This window comes from Pseudoalteromonas aurantia (assembly GCF_005886875.1).
Taxonomy (GTDB): Bacteria; Pseudomonadota; Gammaproteobacteria; order Enterobacterales; family Alteromonadaceae; genus Pseudoalteromonas; species Pseudoalteromonas aurantia_A.
Genome location: NZ_PNBY01000152.1, coordinates 1 through 17323 on the forward strand (window position 1 = coordinate 1; position 17323 = coordinate 17323).

Annotated in this window: 17 protein-coding genes and 1 pseudogene; 8 read left to right on the forward strand and 10 right to left on the reverse strand. The window is 41.6% G+C overall.

The genetic code is table 11. The features are described from left to right. Positions 1 to 115: 115 nt before the first annotated feature. Positions 116 to 1477, reverse strand: coding sequence for a TIGR03503 family protein (locus tag CWC18_RS19915; protein WP_138675962.1), 1362 nt, complete (start codon positions 1475 to 1477; stop codon positions 116 to 118). Between the two features lie 14 nt (positions 1478 to 1491). Then, positions 1492 to 2199: a DNA polymerase III subunit epsilon gene (dnaQ, locus tag CWC18_RS19920; RefSeq protein WP_138675963.1), complete on the reverse strand. Its 708-nt coding sequence runs from the start codon at positions 2197 to 2199 to the stop codon at positions 1492 to 1494. Positions 2200 to 2269: 70 nt separating this feature from the next. Here dnaQ and rnhA point away from each other — a divergent pair, with 70 nt between their 5' ends. After that, positions 2270 to 2740: a ribonuclease HI gene (rnhA, locus tag CWC18_RS19925; protein ID WP_138593189.1), complete on the forward strand. Its 471-nt coding sequence runs from the start codon at positions 2270 to 2272 to the stop codon at positions 2738 to 2740. Here rnhA and CWC18_RS19930 read toward each other — a convergent pair. Next, positions 2737 to 3498: a class I SAM-dependent methyltransferase gene (locus CWC18_RS19930; protein WP_138593187.1), complete on the reverse strand. Its 762-nt coding sequence runs from the start codon at positions 3496 to 3498 to the stop codon at positions 2737 to 2739. The two genes, rnhA and CWC18_RS19930, sit on opposite strands and share 4 nt — an antisense overlap. A 56-nt stretch (positions 3499 to 3554) precedes the next feature. On the opposite strand from CWC18_RS19930, the gene gloB reads away from it, so the two are divergent. Both gloB and CWC18_RS19940 read left to right on the forward strand, forming a co-directional pair. Continuing rightward, complete coding sequence (gene gloB, locus CWC18_RS19935) at positions 3555 to 4322, forward strand: hydroxyacylglutathione hydrolase (RefSeq protein ID WP_138593198.1); 768 nt, start codon at positions 3555 to 3557, stop codon at positions 4320 to 4322. Between the two features lie 87 nt (positions 4323 to 4409). Continuing rightward, a complete protein-coding gene (locus CWC18_RS19940; RefSeq protein ID WP_138593185.1) occupies positions 4410 to 5981 on the forward strand; it encodes a LysM peptidoglycan-binding domain-containing protein in 1572 nt (523 codons plus the stop codon). Positions 5982 to 6047: 66 nt separating this feature from the next. On the opposite strand, the gene CWC18_RS19945 is transcribed toward CWC18_RS19940, so the two are convergent. From CWC18_RS19945 to CWC18_RS19955, 3 genes are read right to left on the reverse strand one after another with little or no spacing between them, the layout of a single operon-like run. Further along, the gene (locus tag CWC18_RS19945) at positions 6048 to 6491 is read right to left on the reverse strand and encodes a flavodoxin domain-containing protein (protein ID WP_138675964.1); all 444 of its coding nucleotides are present in this window, start codon (positions 6489 to 6491) and stop codon (positions 6048 to 6050) included. Beyond that, positions 6491 to 7225: a tRNA pseudouridine(65) synthase TruC gene (gene truC, locus CWC18_RS19950; protein ID WP_138593181.1), complete on the reverse strand. Its 735-nt coding sequence runs from the start codon at positions 7223 to 7225 to the stop codon at positions 6491 to 6493. Before truC ends, CWC18_RS19945 begins: the two co-directional genes overlap by 1 nt. Positions 7226 to 7228: 3 nt before the next feature. Then, a complete protein-coding gene (locus CWC18_RS19955) occupies positions 7229 to 7549 on the reverse strand; it encodes a YqcC family protein (RefSeq protein ID WP_138675965.1) in 321 nt (106 codons plus the stop codon). A gap of 138 nt (positions 7550 to 7687) precedes the next feature. Here CWC18_RS19955 and CWC18_RS19960 point away from each other — a divergent pair, with 138 nt between their 5' ends. The 3 genes from CWC18_RS19960 (at position 7688) to CWC18_RS19970 (ending at position 10215) form a co-directional block, all read left to right on the forward strand. Continuing rightward, on the forward strand, positions 7688 to 8716 hold the full coding sequence (locus CWC18_RS19960) for a DUF3549 family protein (protein WP_138675966.1): 1029 nt from the start codon (positions 7688 to 7690) through the stop codon (positions 8714 to 8716). Beyond that, a complete protein-coding gene (locus CWC18_RS19965; RefSeq protein ID WP_010364767.1) occupies positions 8717 to 9019 on the forward strand; it encodes a DUF3301 domain-containing protein in 303 nt (100 codons plus the stop codon). It abuts the gene before it with no gap. A 140-nt stretch (positions 9020 to 9159) separates the two neighbouring features. Next, positions 9160 to 10215 (forward strand): S66 family peptidase, encoded by a 1056-nt coding sequence (locus CWC18_RS19970; RefSeq protein WP_249930158.1) that lies wholly within the window; start codon positions 9160 to 9162, stop codon positions 10213 to 10215. A 35-nt stretch (positions 10216 to 10250) separates the two neighbouring features. Here the strand turns inward: CWC18_RS19970 and CWC18_RS19975 are convergent, their stop codons facing one another. The 4 genes and pseudogenes from CWC18_RS19975 to CWC18_RS19990 form a co-directional block, all read right to left on the reverse strand. Beyond that, entirely contained in the window at positions 10251 to 12950 is a 2700-nt protein-coding gene (locus tag CWC18_RS19975; protein WP_171041175.1) for a CHASE domain-containing protein, read from the reverse strand. 161 nt (positions 12951 to 13111) lie between these two features. Then, positions 13112 to 14127, reverse strand: a pseudogene (locus CWC18_RS19980) (fatty acid desaturase). 58 nt (positions 14128 to 14185) lie between these two features. Beyond that, the gene (locus CWC18_RS19985; RefSeq protein WP_138675968.1) at positions 14186 to 14875 is read right to left on the reverse strand and encodes an aspartate/glutamate racemase family protein; all 690 of its coding nucleotides are present in this window, start codon (positions 14873 to 14875) and stop codon (positions 14186 to 14188) included. A 1-nt stretch (position 14876) separates the two neighbouring features. After that, a complete protein-coding gene (locus CWC18_RS19990; protein WP_138593167.1) occupies positions 14877 to 15536 on the reverse strand; it encodes a glutathione S-transferase family protein in 660 nt (219 codons plus the stop codon). Between the two features lie 112 nt (positions 15537 to 15648). Here CWC18_RS19990 and CWC18_RS19995 point away from each other — a divergent pair, with 112 nt between their 5' ends. Together CWC18_RS19995 and CWC18_RS20000 are read left to right on the forward strand one after the other, a co-directional pair. Then, positions 15649 to 16500 (forward strand): LysR family transcriptional regulator, encoded by an 852-nt coding sequence (locus CWC18_RS19995; RefSeq protein ID WP_138675969.1) that lies wholly within the window; start codon positions 15649 to 15651, stop codon positions 16498 to 16500. A gap of 132 nt (positions 16501 to 16632) precedes the next feature. Beyond that, positions 16633 to 17217: a hypothetical protein gene (locus CWC18_RS20000; protein ID WP_138675970.1), complete on the forward strand. Its 585-nt coding sequence runs from the start codon at positions 16633 to 16635 to the stop codon at positions 17215 to 17217. The last annotated feature ends 106 nt before the right edge of the window (positions 17218 to 17323 follow it).

Genomic DNA, 17323 nt, shown 5'->3' on the forward strand with positions numbered 1-17323 from the left:
AACTGAACTACCACTCCGCATTATTCTTGCTGTTAGGTTGCTCCCTGACAGCGGCGTGAATAATACGAATGGACCCCTTTAGAGTCAACAGTTTTTTTGTAATTTTCTCGCTTTTTTAGTCATCTGACATCGAAAGGTTCAAAATATCACCTGATTTAACATTTTTTGAGCCATTCGCGTCACGCTTTTCATTCTCAACTTCCAAGTTATCACTTTCAATATCTGACTTTTTCTTAAATAAAGGTAACTTAAAGGCAAATTTAATGGGTTTATTTTGTACAAAAATACGGATCGCCAACCAACCAATTAATAAAACCACCACATTTCCGAGTGTAATGATGATGATCATCGTGCTCGTGCTCATCGAGTTTTCTACAATTTCAGGCACGACTTGATCCATAGCAGATTTTTTGTCCGCCATTAGTAACTCTGGTACCTTTTCAATTGGTCGTTCAATTTCAAATTTATACATCGGCAACGTCGCCATAAACTCTCGGCCGTTCACATTTTCCCCAAATGCCGATAATTCAATGCTGTACCTACCCCAATCATAATTTTCAATCATAACCTTTCTATACAATCTTTCTTTTTCATTTAAGGTAAACATTTGCTCTTCACCGTTGGGATAAAAAATCTTTCCTTGAAATATCACCGTGTCCGGTTTCACAATATCAGGATCAATATGCAGTGTAAGTTCATGCTCTAAGTCTTTATTAGCACCTAACTCTAACTGATACGTAAAAGGAGGCTCGGCAATGATGAGTGGCTCTTTAACGACACGGCGCTTTAATACAGGCGTTTCAATAAAGAATTCGGGCTGCCATTCCCCTGCTGGAAAGCTGAGTTTAAACTCACCGGTGAAAATTCCGTCCATAGGCCGCTCATCAAACTCACGGCCATCATCTCTAAATTCCGTCACACTTTGCGTACCCGCGCCAAAATTCGCGTAACTGCCATTATTAGTACTGATAAACTCAACAAATAAACTCACCACGTCACGAAAGTAGCCCACTTGAATCGGTTTTCCATCATTGGTGACTTTTCCGCTTACCTTTAAAGTTTCTCCTCGAAACAGTAATGGAGGCAATGGATCAATATGCAGTTCTATTTCCCCTAGTACCATAATTCGGCTGTTTGGTTGAATACTGCCGACTACTTGCCAAGGACCAGGGGTTGGGTCTGAAATCGTAATAAGGTCGTAGCTTGATTCATCAAACCAATCTAGCTTTTCATTTTTAAGGGCTTGTGGTGCATATAGCTTACTACCATCAGGCTTTACTAGCACAACAGCTGGCGCACCTCGGGTTCGAAAAAAGAGTAATGTGATCTTGTCGACTTTGTGATCAATACGAAAGCGATTGTCTAACAGTGGGATTTCGTTAATTTTTCCATTGCGCTGCAACAGCGTTATAGACGGCAGCGCGACTGCACTAAACCCAATGATTGCCAGCAACACCGCTACAATTAATCGCTTCATAGTTTACCTCATTATTATTGCTGCCAAATAGTCTCGCCATCTTTATTAACCACCTTTAAGCGTTCTTCGTGTGCAACCACTTCATCGGCATTTGCCATAATAACTTTAAGAGGTTGTCTATCTGAACTTAATCTAATTATGTCTCCTTGTTGGTTTTGACTGCCTTTTTCATTTCCAGAAGCTAAATTTAGCATCTTTTGCCCACCGGTCATGCCTAAATACACATCAGCCAGTATCTCTGAATCCAGTAAAGCGCCGTGCAGCGTTCGCTTCGCGTTATCTATATCGTAACGACGACATAATGCATCGAGGTTATTTTTTTGACCTGGGTGTAAATCCCTTGCCATTACTAAAGTATCAAGCACTTCACAGTATTCGTGTGTCAGTGGGTAACCCTGATTCAATAAAGCAAACTCATGATCCATGAACCCAACATCAAACGGTGCATTATGGATCACTAATTCAGCTCCTTTAATAAACTCAAAAAACTCTTGAGCAACATCTTTAAAAAGCGGCTTACCTTTTAAAAATTCATTCGTTATACCATGGACATCAATTGCTTCTTCTTCAATGCTCCTTTGAGGGTTGATATAAACATGAAAGTTATTACCCGTTAAACGTCGATTTACCAGCTCAACGCACCCTATTTCTATAATGCGGTGACCCGATTTAGGGTCGATACCCGTTGTTTCTGTATCTAGGACTATTTGTCTTTTTAACATATCGTCAGTAACCTAACTTTGCTATTGTTAGCGTTTAATATCTTTATTCTACATAAAAACAGGTCAATTCGTGCAAAAAACCGTAGAGATTTATACTGATGGGTCATGTTTAGGTAATCCAGGCCCCGGTGGTTATGGCGTTTATATGCGCTATCAAGGCCATGAAAAAGAAGCGAGCCAAGGTTATCAACTCACCACCAATAACCGGATGGAAATGCTCGCAGCAACGGTTGCACTTGAAACACTAAAGCGACCATGTGACGTCATATTGTATACAGATAGCCAATATGTAAAACAAGGGATCGAGTCATGGGTGACAAACTGGAAAAAGCGCAATTGGCAAACCTCTGCCAAAAAGCCTGTTAAAAACGTAGACCTATGGAAACGCTTAGACGCTGCATGTCAACGTCACACTATTGAATGGAAGTGGGTAAAAGGTCACAGTGGTAATAAATACAATGAACTGGTTGACGATCTGGCCCGTGATGCCGCATCTGCTGATAACTTACTTCCTGATGATGGTTACCAACCAGAGCGTTAATGTTCATCTGGCATCGACTGACGTGTTTGCCTTACCCGCGCATTTTTTACTGCGGGTGCCCACTTTGGCCGAGCATGCCACTTAGGTTTTATCGGCGTTAAAGGCGCGACTCGTTTTCTCGCAACCAATAAATAACAGCTTCCCATCGGTTTTAAATAATGACGGCAAAAATGACGCCAAGGGGCAAAACGAGATAATCGACTACCGCGGGCCAACGAGGCATGAATAAAGCGCTCATCAGCCAGTATTTCAAAACCAAGTAAATCAAGCCAATCTTTAACTCGAGCAGGGGTAAAGAAACGGCCAGACCAAGGCAGTTTTTCCCCGCTAAATGGTAAACAATTAGCCAACCCACATAGACTGAAAGGATTAAACCCAGAAATAACAATATATCCACCGGGGATTAAAGTACGATGTGCTTCACGTAAAATATGATGTGGGTCTGAGTGATATTCTAAACAATGGCTCAATATGCAGGCATCAACACTATGCTCTGAGAAAGGCAGTTCATCAATTTCAGCCACCACTCCCACATGCTTTTGCGATAAAGGCGCCACACACACTTGGTGTTTAATGGCACTTTTTGAGGTATCAAGCTGACCACTCAACCCCCCCAGCTTTAACATATGATAACCGAACATCCGAGTAAGCCACTTGCCCATTCGCCGTTCAATGCCACCGCGCACGTAATCGCCATGAGGAAAATCTTTCCAATCGAGTGGTTTAGGGCCTTGTTGAAAACTTAATGCTGGTTTCATCGCTAGAGCTTGCTCGCTATACTATTGCTAACGTTCACTTTATAGAGCAATTTACTATGGTGCAAGTAGAGCCAATCAATGCGTTTGATGACAATTACATCTGGGCGATTCGAGATACAACAGAAAATCAGGTGTGGGTTGTGGATCCAGGTCAAGCCGAACCTGTACTTTCTTATCTGAAGCAACATGATGCCACACTTGCGGGTATTTTGATCACGCATCATCACTGGGATCATACCAATGGCGTCGCAGAGCTCGTTAATGTTTTCTCAGGGATCACTGTTTATGGCCCTACCCAGTCAAAGTTTAGTGGGATCACCCACCCACTTGATGCCGGTGATACGATCCATATCATGACGTTATCATTAACGATAATCCGTACACCTGGCCATACCTTAGATCATATCTGTTATACCAATAATACCCTGTGCTTCACTGGTGATACCCTATTTAGCGCTGGCTGTGGGCGACTTTTTGAAGGCAGCGCTGAGCAAATGTGGCATTCATTTCAGCAGTTCTCACAATTTAGTGATAGCACCCTCATCTATTGTACTCATGAATATACCTCGGCAAACTTGGCATTTGCGGCTGCCGTTGAACCAAACAATGATGATATTAAAGCGCACATAGCGTGGGTAACAACACAACGCGCTAAAGGCCTCCCAAGTTTGCCCACTAATTTTGGCCTCGAGCGACAGATCAATCCTTTTTTACGTGCTAACTTGGCCCATATGTGTCACCAACTTCCTCCCCATTTAGCCTGCGATACGCAACGCCCATGGGATAATTTCTCAGCAATACGCGCTTGGAAAGATGAATTTTAGACGAGTCACAATCAAGGCAGCCCTTTAAACTTAGGCTTTTTACAGGTAATATTGGCGGGTTTTTGCCCAAATATATAATAAAGAAATATGACTAAATCACCTATTTTAATTGCACTACTTGCCTTGTTGAGTGGCTGCCAAACTTTAACGTCAACATCTGAGGCGCCCGAAACGGCTCTTGTGTTAACTAATGCAGCTAGCCCAAGTGAAATAAGCGACACCTTACAAAGCGCCATTCAAGAGCCAATTGAAGTAGATGAGCCACCTCCTGTATTTGATGATGTCTGGGAACGTATTCGTTATCAGCTGTCTATTGATGTTCCTCAAAATAGGCCAGTGGTTGCCGAACGTAACTATTATCAGCGCCACCAGCGTTATTTAGATAGGATATCAAAACGTGCTGAGCCTTATTTATACTTCATCGTTGAAGAAGTCGAAAAGCGTGAAATACCCATTGAAATCGCATTGCTGCCCATCGTAGAAAGTGCATTTGACCCATTTGGTTACTCGCATCGCAGTGCATCAGGTATTTGGCAATTTATGCCACAAACGGGCGAACGCTTTAACTTAAAGCAAAACTGGTGGTATGACGGTCGTCGAGACATTGTGCAGTCTACTCGCGCCGCGCTAGACTATTTAACTTATTTACACAAAACCTTAGAAGGTGACTGGCTTAACGCCATTGCTGCCTATAATTCAGGTGAAGGTCGCCTATTAAGGGCCATTCGTAAAAACCGTAAAAAGCACCTTCCCACTGATTTTTGGTCACTCGATTTACCAAGTGAAACAACAGCCTATGTGCCTAAGCTATTAGCCCTTTCAGACTTGTTAAAGCGCCAAGATGAATTTAAGGTGACATGGAACCCCATAATCAATGCGCAAGTAGTTGATACCATTGACGTAGGCTCTCAGATTGATTTAGCCCTCGCCGCTGATATGGCTGATATTACACTAACCGAATTATACCGACTCAACCCAGGCTTTAATCGTTGGGCCACCGACCCTGATGGGCCACAAATATTATTGTTACCAGCCGATAAGATAGAATCGTTCAAAGAAAAGCTTGCCTCAACCTCGGCGAAAGATCGTTTAAGATGGCAACACTACGCGGTGAAAAAAGGCGATACCTTATCGGTTATCGCACAAAAATTTTCGACCAGCTCTAGTGCTATCCAATCTCTTAACAAGCTAGATAGCCATATCATTCGTATTGGTCAAAAACTTCTCGTGCCATTAAGTGAAGGTGAACTAAAAAGTGAACACTTACCATCACAAGTCAGAATGGCAGTAAATAAAAATAAACAGAGTAAAAAAACACACATGGTTAAGAGCGGTGACACCTTGTGGGATATAAGCCGAGAATATGATGTCACCATAAAACAGCTGGCCAGCTGGAATAAGCTTAAAGCTCAGTCGGTATTACGTTTAGGCCAAAAGCTCACAGTTTATCAAAATACCAATAACAAGCCTAAAAGTGGTTTAGTCAGTACCACACGCACCATTACGTACAAAGTACGTCGTGGTGATTCACTTGCTCGCATTGCCAGTAAATTTAGCCTAACCGTCAAAGAAATCGTCAAATGGAATAACCTTGCCGGTCAAAAATATTTACACCCAGGCCAAAAGTTAAAGCTCAAGGTGGACGTGAAGCGTACTTAACTGACGCGAATAAATACAAAAGGCACGCTACCTCGTGCCTTTTTCATACGGTAAACTCTGCTGAATTTATAGCCATTGCTGCCAACTTGCTAACCAAGGCTCAACGGGTTCCCACGGCTCAAAGTACTCGCCCGCATCAACATCTAAACGCGGCTTTAACACCGTAGCATTTAACTCCTTTACTACCTGCTCTATGTGTTTACCTGCACCGCAAAATGTCTCACCATAGCTTCTGTCACCTAAGGCGATCACACCCACTTTTTTTCCCGTCAGCATAGGTGACTTGCTTTGCATTTGGGTAATAAGCGGCTCTAAATTATCTGGGATATCCCCCGCGCCAGTGGTCGAAGAGACAAATAATATATTGTCAGCTTGCTTCACCTGTTTGAGAGCGCCACTGTCAAACACCTCGGCCTCATGGCCCTGCGCGACTAAAAATTTTTTAACTTCTGCGGCTAAATTATCCGCGTTGCCATACATACTTCCAACAAAAATTGATACGACTGCCATTACTCATAATCCTTCTCTTGATTAGGCCAGCCCAGTTGCGCACAAATATCAAGCATCTGCTCACCCAACTTGGCTTTTATAGTTACGGTTTCTTGAGTATAAGGATGGATAAATTTTAACGAACTTGCAAACAACATTAAGCGTCGATATTCAAAATGCTCAATGAAAAAATGATTCTGCTTATTATCACCATGATTTACATCGCCGAGGATCGGGTGTGCTAAATAGTTTAAATGTCGACGTATCTGGTGTTTTCTGCCTGTTTTAGGAAAGCACTCTACCAAGGAATAGCGGATTGTTGGATATTTACCAAATGGGATGGGTAGGCTTGCTTGATGCAAGCAATTGATCTGAGTTTGTGCTTCTTGTGGGGCTTTATCTTGATCTGCAAATTTATCAGCTATTTTATCAAGCTCTTCTTTTAACGGCCTGTCTACAAATGTCGAGTGCGGCGCAAAGCCACGTACTAACGCCAGATACCGTTTTTCAATATGACCCTCAATGAATATTTGGTTCATATCACGGGCTGCTTCGGAGCTCAGCGCGAAAAGTAATACACCAGATGTTGGCCTATCTAAACGGTGTACGGGGAACACATGCTGCCCGAGTTGGTCTCGTAGCATTTGTACCGCAAACTGTGTTTCTCTTTTATCGAGTAAGGAACGATGTACCAGTAACCCTGAAGGTTTGTTTATTGCGACATAGTTTTCATCTTGAAAAATAATTTCTAACACGCCCTAACTCCCGCTCAATGTGTCATCAAGTTCACTAATTACTGTGTGTAATGATAAAAAACAAGCATGATCCGAGAAATGCACCTCAGCCATTGGCGCAATAGACACCTTAGTTGGTAAAGGTGAACGTGCATCCAATAACTGCTGTAGTTTAGGAATAAACACAAACTGTAACCACTGTTCAAATTGCAAAGTATCACAACAAAAGGGCTCTGAAGACAGCAATTTTTTTGGCTCAATTGGCGTTAACTGCCAAAGCTGCGCATCGATTAATACACGGGTTAATCGTCTGAGTAATTCATTAACTTGGGTATTCTTTGACATTATTTGCTCTTATCAGAGATTCATTTTTATACATAATTCAATGATTATACCCGCGCAATAGGGCATTCCCCAACACAAGCTTATCAGCGCTGTAAATTGCAGGTATAATCTGGCCATATTCCCTAACTAGCATGAATTATGACAGCGCAAATCTCAACTCTTGGTGAATTACTTTCAGCCGCAGGCACTCAGTGGCGGGCTTATGACATTGGCCGCAGGATCACAAAATTAGACAAAAAACAGTTTGCGCAGATTGAAAGTACCTCAACGCCGTATCCATACCCTTTAGCAGGGCATGCCTTCTTGGCGATACAGTTTTGGGATAACAATGCGACGTTAGACCCTTATGTTTGGTTTTTAAAGTTTCCACTTGATGAACAAAGTAAGCTCGTTGCTGCCAGCCGGGATCATTTCGCCAACATGGTAGTAGAAGCACTTGGTACTGAAATTACTGGGGAACAAGCACAAGGTAAACTAGATAATAATCCTTATGTGTTTACACCAAATGCGAATAAATTGGCCGCTTTTAACGCACTATTAAAACGTGAAATAAACCGCCCAGCATCACAATACTATGAATATGCCGAACACTACTTTGCTGGTAACTTACCTGAAGATGCATGGCAAACTTTAGCTGTACAAGGCTTGGCTGATTTTGCTTTTCGATTAGATCACGGTAAAAATGCCGAGCACCTGAATGCTTCATGGTCATCATTACCAATGCCTGTAAAACAGCCTCTCAGCGCTATGCTTGAGCACGTTGCTGGCAACACGCAATTCAGTGAACTCCTTTACAAAGACTGCATAACCGCCCTTAAAAATAAGCAACTCGACGTACTTATTTGTAATTTAAGAGCATTATCTGCCAGCAAAGCCCAGGGACTATTACTGCAGACGGTTGACCAAATACTGGCCGATGAACTCGCCAATGAAGCCGATGTACTGCTAACTTTAACCGGCCGTTGTTGGTCTGCATTTCGTGAACAGAGCCGATTGTTTATTCTATTAGATAAAGCCGCACACAACACCCAAGTTGATGGTTTATTTACAAGTATTTTTGCCGATTTGGTTGCAATTCCAAGCCTACGCCCTCATGTTTTAAGTATTCTAAGAGCAGAAAATCGCAGCGAAACATTATCGCGAGCAATTGGTAGGTTATTTTCGTAAATGGCAACACTTTGGATTTTAATACTCACAGGCGCGGTGATTGCGTTTTTTTGGTTTAGTCGTCAATTTGCCGAATCAGCTAAACAGCATGCTGAACGTCAAGCTGAGCGACTGCAAGTGCAGTTATTAAGTGTAGCCTGCCAAAAACGACGTTTGGGTATTTTACGAAACGGTAAACCCGGTATCAAAAGCCAATTTATGTTCGAGTTTAGCTCTGATGGCGAAAGTGTATATCAGGGAGTACTCTATTTAGAAAATAGTCACTTACTTAAATCAGATATTCCGCCTCACCGGATCGGCTGATTCTGTTTATATCGTTTTAAACACAAAGACATAGAGCAAAGAGTCCTTCTTTGCTCTGGCAACATAAATCCACCTCATATCACTAGTAACCTGCCATAGATGTGTTACTGACTTAGTTATAAAATGCTAAGGAGCAGCCCATGAATAAAATTAAAGCCATTAAGCCAAATAAACTCACTCAAGGTGCAACCATCGCTGTTTTATCCCCTTCTTGGGGTGGACCTTCTGTATTCCCCCATATTTATCAGCAAGGTCTTAAAAACCTCAAGGCAATGGGGTTTAACATCATAGAGTACCCCAGTGCCACAGCACCTGATAGCACGTTGTTTACAAACCCCGAAATGCGCGCCGCTGACATTAATGACGCATTTGCTAACCCCCAAGTAGGTGGCATTATTGCGACGATTGGTGGCTCTGATTCTGCACGTATATTGCGCTATTTAGATATGGACATCATCACAGCAAAACCAAAGCTTTTCATGGGGTATTCAGATACCACCACCCTCACAACGTACCTAAATCAGCATGGATTGGTCACGTTCAATGGTCCTTCGGTTATGGCGGGGTTTGCCCAGCTACACAACCACAGTGCTGAATATCAACACTATGTATCAACGCAATTGCTATCACCACCAACAGAGCAAGTGTTACCAGTATTTTCACATTATTACCACGGCTACCCTGATTGGCAAAATCCCTCACAATGTGGAGCGCTATCAGAACCGATAAATAATTCTGGCCCTATTTTTGTGCAAGGTGAAGGATGTGCCACAGGCCAACTATTTGGTGGATGTATCGAAGTACTCGAAATGCTCAAAGGCACACAATACTGGCCCGCACCTGAATTTTGGCATACAAAAGTGCTTTTTCTAGAAACATCACAAGAAAAACCAAGCATTGACTATGTACAGTACTGGTTGAGAAACTACGGTGTGATGGGCGCACTGCAACAATTATCCGGGTTGATGATTGGCAGACCTCGAGATTATAGTAAGGCCGAGCAAGCGAGTTTAATCAACACAGTACAGAGCGTTATTAAAGATGAATTCAATTGCCCTCATTTGCCAATTGTATGTAACCTTGATTTTGGCCATACCGACCCACAGATGATACTACCGCTGGGTGTTACTATTAAAATAGACTGCGAGCATCAGCGGTTATCACTCTTAGAGTCGGCCTTTCAAGCCCCTAACTAAAGTTGGGGCTGTGCGCAATCCAACATAAAATCGATTTAATGCGCATACTTTACAAGTACCCGCTCCAAATCACTTTGTTCATAAGGCTTATGAATAAAGTCTTTAATACCTAACAATGCAGCTTGCTGTTTCTCTTCTTTACCCACGCTCGCACTTAGGATCACGATTGTAATATGCTTGAGATTCTCATCATTCTTTATATATTTAGAGGCGGTAAAGCCATCCATTACTGGCATTTGTAAATCCATCAAAATGATATCTGGCTGCTGTACCTTTAAGTATTCAAGGGCCTGTTGACCATCATTTGCAAAGTCACATCCAAGCCCTAAATTCAGTAGGTGTTTTTGTACTACAATTTGGTTAATTTTATTGTCTTCAACAACCAACACCTTCATGTCTTTATAGTGGTCGCATTGCTCAGTAGCTGCGCGCGCTATTTGCTCTGCGGATAATCTCGAATACTCCGTTTCGTTATGTATTTTAAGCTTTAAAACAACCGTAAACTCGCTGCCGACCCCTTCTTGACTTTCGACTGAGATTTCACCCCGCATTAATATACAAAGTTGTTTAACAATCGAAAGCCCAAGACCTGTTCCCCCATAATTTCGCGTTGTCGAACTCTGTGCTTGTGCAAATGCATTAAATAGACGCAATTGATCCTCGACTTTAATACCAATCCCCGTATCAATCACTTTTATGGTTAGCAGTCTATCGTCACCTTGGTCTCTACAGTGACAGTCAAGCCTAATACTCCCCTTAGGCGTAAATTTAAGAGCATTATTCAATAAGTTAATTAATATCTGCTTAAAACGAAGTTCATCACCTTCAACCCATTTGCCATACTGCCCATCGTGATTAAATTCTATCTTAATCGACTTTTCAGCCGCCAAATGTGACAGCATGCCAATCACGGAGGTCGTGACTTCTTCAGGCTTAAAGACTTTTGAATCAAGGTCCAACTGGCCAGCCTGCATTTTTGAAAAATCTAGTACGTCATTTACCGTACTTAATAGGATTACCGATGCATCACTGATCCGCGCGAGGTAATCTAGTGCAATATGGTCTTCAGTCTCTTTACTCGCCAATTCAGTAAACCCAATAATGGCATTCAATGGCGTCCGATATTCATGGCTGACATTGGCTAAAAATAAATTTTTTGTGTCATTTGCTACTATTAATTCATGGTTTTTCTTAGTTAACTCATGCGTGCTTGCTTTCACTTTTTTTTCTAAACTGGTATTGAATGACACAATGAAAAACACAAACATCACGCAGAGCACCCCCAATAAACAACCCACAAAGACGATGATAAAGTCGACCCAATTAATCAAATTAACAGCGAAGCTATCAGAACTAGAAAACCTAATAACCCCTTGTTTATTAAACAAATTAAATATCACATTATGGGCAATAAAATGTTCCGACTCATAACTGGGGTGAGAAAACACATTTCCATCCCCAAAGCTAATTTGATATGTAAATATCCCTTCTCTATCTACGGTATATATCGGATCCAATAACAGCTTCAATTCCAGTACCACTTCAACAAAGCCAATTAAAGACGCTAAGCTTGGTGGCGTCGCTTTTTTAAAAATAGGATAGTAAACAACAACGCCATCGGTTTTATCTTGCTGTTGTACTAACGCAAAAATATCGGTAACTGCAAAATCTTTAGCCACAATAGCCTGCTTAATCGTTTTACCTGCAAAGGGATGGGTAGAGACATCCAGCCCTATCACCGCCTGATTCTCATCTAATGGGTAAGTATAATAAATGGGTAGATAGTAAGGCTGCTGTGGCGACTTTTTGAAGCCTGTTGATACTTGTTGTTTAATATGCAACGGCTTTGTATACAACTTTTGCATATTTGACTCAAACTGAGCGCGCGTTTGTTGTGTAATTAATGGGATCCAACCAATCGCCCTGACTCTAACCGTTGTATTTTGAATAATAGAAGTGAACGCACTGAATTCCTCTTTCGTGACCTGCTCACTGGCCTGAAAGTACGCCTCAAGTGCTTTTAAATACAACTTAATGGTTGATTGAGTACTGTTTATCTGCTCAACAAAAGATACTGTCCCATTCACAAATTGTTGCTTTTGATCGCGATTAAAGTTATTACTTGATACAAAATAGACAAAACAAATAACAGAAAAGCAAAACAAACTGGTAATAATCGCCGCCGATGCTTTTCGTGCTTTTTTAACAAATATATTGGGGTGTAAAAACAAGAACACAGGCGTTAATAGTACGACACTAAAAAAATCCCCCACCCATTTTGTCACGCCAATATACAGTAGTGTTTGCTGCGGCAGCTCTAAGTAATAAGACAACATCAAATAAATTGTGGCGCCGCCAAGTAACATGGCGACGGGCCCTGTGAGCAATAAGAATTTAATGATTTCAAAAGGCACTGAAATTCGAACAGGGACTTGAGAAAACCGTAAAACTAACTGACGACTAACAACGAGCTGTGCCGTACTCAACACGGCCAGAATATAAGCTGCTTCTGTTGGTAAACTTGCGATTAAAGAGTCTTGCGGAAGTGATAAAAGCAAAGAGATAAAAACGCCAACCAAAACTGGCCAACCTTTTAATAAATATAGCCCGAGCGCAACCCCCGTTGCAGGCCAGATAACACTCGTATACCCGAAAGGAACTAAAAACTGACTGCCAAGTTGAACCAGCAAAAAATGTGTAAAACACGCAAAAAAAACAATAGCTAGCTTATTCAAGTTACCCACCCTATTCCATAGACGCTGACAAAATTACACCATGAATATATAAATAATGTAGTTGCCCCTAATTTAGACCCAGCTATCATTCATCAAAGTATAGTGTAAATTTTATCTAGTCTCCTGCTGAAACCTTGGAAAGGTTTAGGTTAATAATCATGTTACTGACGTTTGATTGGTACTACCTCTGTCCCATGGTAAAAGTTAGCCCGCTTAAGACTGTGAATATCATTAAAACGTACACCATGACGTTTCATAATCGGCAATATTCGCCGACTAATTAATTGCCTGATATAAAAAGGTTGATTGGGTAAAAAGTGATGTATGGTGTGTGTGTAACCAAAATTAAAGCAAAATAACTGGAATGGCGCAAATACCCATGGGTAAGTACTTGCGTCTGCTGTAACATATTACGCACCCCACCATAATAATGCATAGATGACGTAATAAAGTTCAGGCTTGAAGATCGAATGATATTCGGAGCAATTAAAACCACCATGAAAAAATCAATCCACGCCATCCCACTTACTACCCATTCGGGATAAGTGGTGCTTCCTGGTAACCACCAAGCAATACTATGAAAAGTAACAAAGCCATACAAAACAAAAAAGTATGCGGTGGTAATCGGAAACCCAGCATTGAAAATTGTAAAAAACTTAAACCCGTCTATTTCTTTTTTAAATTGCTTTCGAGAGAGCATTAACCCTAATAAGCCATCAACAATTGAGATAAATCTAAGTATGGGATTTTTAGCCCCATTTCCAACCAAACGCTCCTCTATGTCTTGCTCAGTTCCCGACACTTTATGGTGCTGTAAATGAATCGTTCGTCGATACCAAGGGTTCACAGTATTTGGTCGCATTAACCACACTATCAACATCATCGAATTATGGGCCAAGGGGTGTCGTTTAAAATACAACCTGTGGATCAAATCGTGTTCTATTTCGTGTGCGACCGATGTCAGCAGCGCGATAATAAATATACTCAACCAAGCAGGAAGATATGAGATAAAATACAACCATGCCACGCCTAACATACCTGACAAAGATAGTAGTAAAAACAGCAGTCCAAGTATATCTTGATAAGCTAAAATGGAATATTTCGACCGTACTCGCTGTTCTTCTGATTTAATTGTTTGCACAATGGCTTGAATATGCTGATTGGGTGACGCGTCCATAGTTCAAATTTAACAAGGCAAGTTACATTGATGATAACCTAACAGAGCACTAAATCAATCAGCTTAAAGCAAACTCTACAGCAGTATTGGCATGAATTTCAGCAGTATCGAACAATGGAATATCTGTATCTTGCTGAGAGATTAATAACCCTATTTCAGTGCAGCCTAACACCACGCCCTGCGCCCCCTGATGTTGTAATGAGTTAATGATATCAAGATACTGTTGTTTAGAATCCTCTCTAATATCACCCAAACATAACTGTTGATAAATAATATCATGTATCACTGTCTGCTCGTTATCGGTGGGGACAACCACATCAACACCTCGCTGCTCTAACCTAGTTTTATAAAAGGGTTCACTCATCGTGAACCTTGTGCCAAGTAAAGCAACTTTGGACACGCCTTTGCCAATAAGTACCTGCGCTGTCGCGTCTACTATATGTATTAAAGGCAAAGACACCGTCGCTGCGACTTCATCTGCCACTTTGTGCATGGTATTCGTACAAATCATAATACACTGCGCACCAGCGGCCTCTAAGCTACGTGCTGAGCTTTTTAACAATTCAGCACTTAACTGCCAGTCGCCAGCTTGTTGCATAGCTGCTACCTCTGCAAAATCAACACTATTCAACACAATTTTCGCACTGTGCAAGCCACCTAAACACGCTTTAACACGCTGATTAATTATTCGATAATAGCTGGCGGTAGACTCCCAACTCATTCCGCCAACTAAGCCTACTGTTTTCATATTATAACTCCCGCTCTTTGCCCGCCTCATCAATCGCAACAATATCAGTTTCTTTGAGTGCATCGGCTATCCAACATTGTAACTCAGAACAATTTAACACTGTTTCCATATAGCGTGATGCATCTTCATTCAAAGTGATCCCATAAGTCTTAAAGCGTAAAGCCACTGGCGCAAACATGGCATCAACGATAGACCACGGACCAAATAGCCAATCGCCGTGTCCGGTGAATTTTTGCATTTGCTCACACCAAATTTGTTCTACACGCATGATGTCTTTTTTAGCCTGTTCACTTAACTCAACGTATCGTGTAGCACGAATATTCATTGGCATTTCATTTCGAATGCCATTAAAGCCAGCATGCATTTCGCACGCCAATGCACGCGCTTTAGCTCGCATCAACTGTTCTGATGGCCAGCCAGCACCTGACATGTAAGCATCATTGATATATTCACAAATTGCCAACGAATCCCATACCGCTATCTCATTATCAATTAACGTGGGAACCTTTAAAGTAGGCGTCACACTCTCAAGTCGCTTGTAAAACTCAGGCGTATCTAAAGTAAGCTTTACCTCGCTAAAGTTAACCCCTGATTTAGCGAGCATTAACCATGCTCGCAATGACCATGATGAATAATTTTTATTCCCTATAAATAGCTGCATAACCTGACCTTGTCTTATTTAAGTTGCTATTAACTTAGCCCTTATTTTTGATACTGACTAACGGATTATTTTGATATAACCTATCAACATATCTAATAGATTAATAAATGTTATGGATATTGATGCATTAAGAAGTTTTCTCGCTTTTGTCGAAACAGGCAGCTTTACGCGTGCGGCAAAGCAAGTTCACAGAACACAATCAGCCATCAGTATGCAGATGAAAAAGTTGGAGAAAGATTTAAATAAAACACTCTTTCAAAAACAAGGCAGACTGCTCAACCTGTCACACGATGGCCAAATATTTGCGCGCTACGCTAAACAGTTAGTGCAATTACATGACGAAACGTTACAACAAATGAATACAGCTCAGCCAAGCACATTACTGCGCTTGGGGTGCCCTGATGATTATGCTGAATCAGTATTACCAATACTTGTTTCTTTGCTTCACGCCTATTGGCCACACCTCGATTTACAAATCACTTGTACACCCAGCAACAGAGTCAAAATTATGATCGACAGCGGTCATCTCGACTTAGGGATCATTACGCGGGGTTCAGACATAGAAGAGGGCTATAAATTAGAGTCAAGCCCTGGTGTATGGACACACAATCCAGAGTTTAACGCCCGCAGTAAAACCCCATTACCGATTGCCATATTCCAACGCGATTGTCGCTTTCACCAAGCCGCAACCGACGGGCTACATAAACAAAACCGTGCTTTTGAAATCATTGCATGTAGTGGCAGTGCAAGCGCACAACGCGGTATTGTCAGAAGTGGGCTTGCCATTGGTGCTATGGCGCAGCTCAGTATTGGGGACCTAACACCTCTAACATGTGACACGCTACCAGCTTTACCTATTATTGATATTGTCTTGATCCGTGCCAGCAGCAGTCAAAACCCTGTAACTGATGTCGCATGTGCACAACTATGTGAACACTACATCATGAAAACAAGAAAAAAATAACGCCTTTTTACGCCACGGGTATCTATTAAGTGTTAGGTCAGCAAGCACATATACAATGGGGGTATGTAATGAACGATTACCTCAATGTAAAGTTCATTTTATAGCGTCAAACTCAGTTTAAAGGATCAAACAATGACACCAAATACGACAATAAAGCCTGTACACGCACTCACCCCCATAGCCAAAAACCCGCATTCCACAAAGCACATCATATCCTTGTTCCAGCATCGTTTTTTTAAACATGACAGCAAACTAACAGCGCTGAGAGAAAAGAACCAGCACCTCAAGTTACAACGATGTCGGTATAAAGCCCTATACACCTGTTTTTTCAGAAAATTCACACAAATAAAAGCGCAATCGCAGTTAAAAATATCCACATTGGCTCGTATAAACAAACGCTTAGAACGACATGTCAGTCGATTGCAACGACTATCAATTCAGTTGCTCAGATACCGAAGCCAGTTGCAACAACAGCTCAGTCAACAGCGTATTCGCATACAAAACATGCAACACACTGTAACAACGCAAAGTCGTGAGCTCGCCCAAGCGGTGTCTCGTTATGACCGCATTACGTCTGAACATAGACTGTGCAAGGCCGAATTAAAAAAGCGCAATCAAAGTGTGCTTCAACTGACAAAGTGGAACCTTCGATTACGTATTGGCATAGCCGTATTAATTTCCATTAATTTGGTGCTACTTACAGCGCTTCTTTATTGAGCGCTATAAACCTTCTCGAAAACTCCGTTTATTTGTAATTACTCTGGCCTTAAACGAGTCAACAGCACAAACACAGTCATTGTTACTTAATTAACCTCAGATCTGT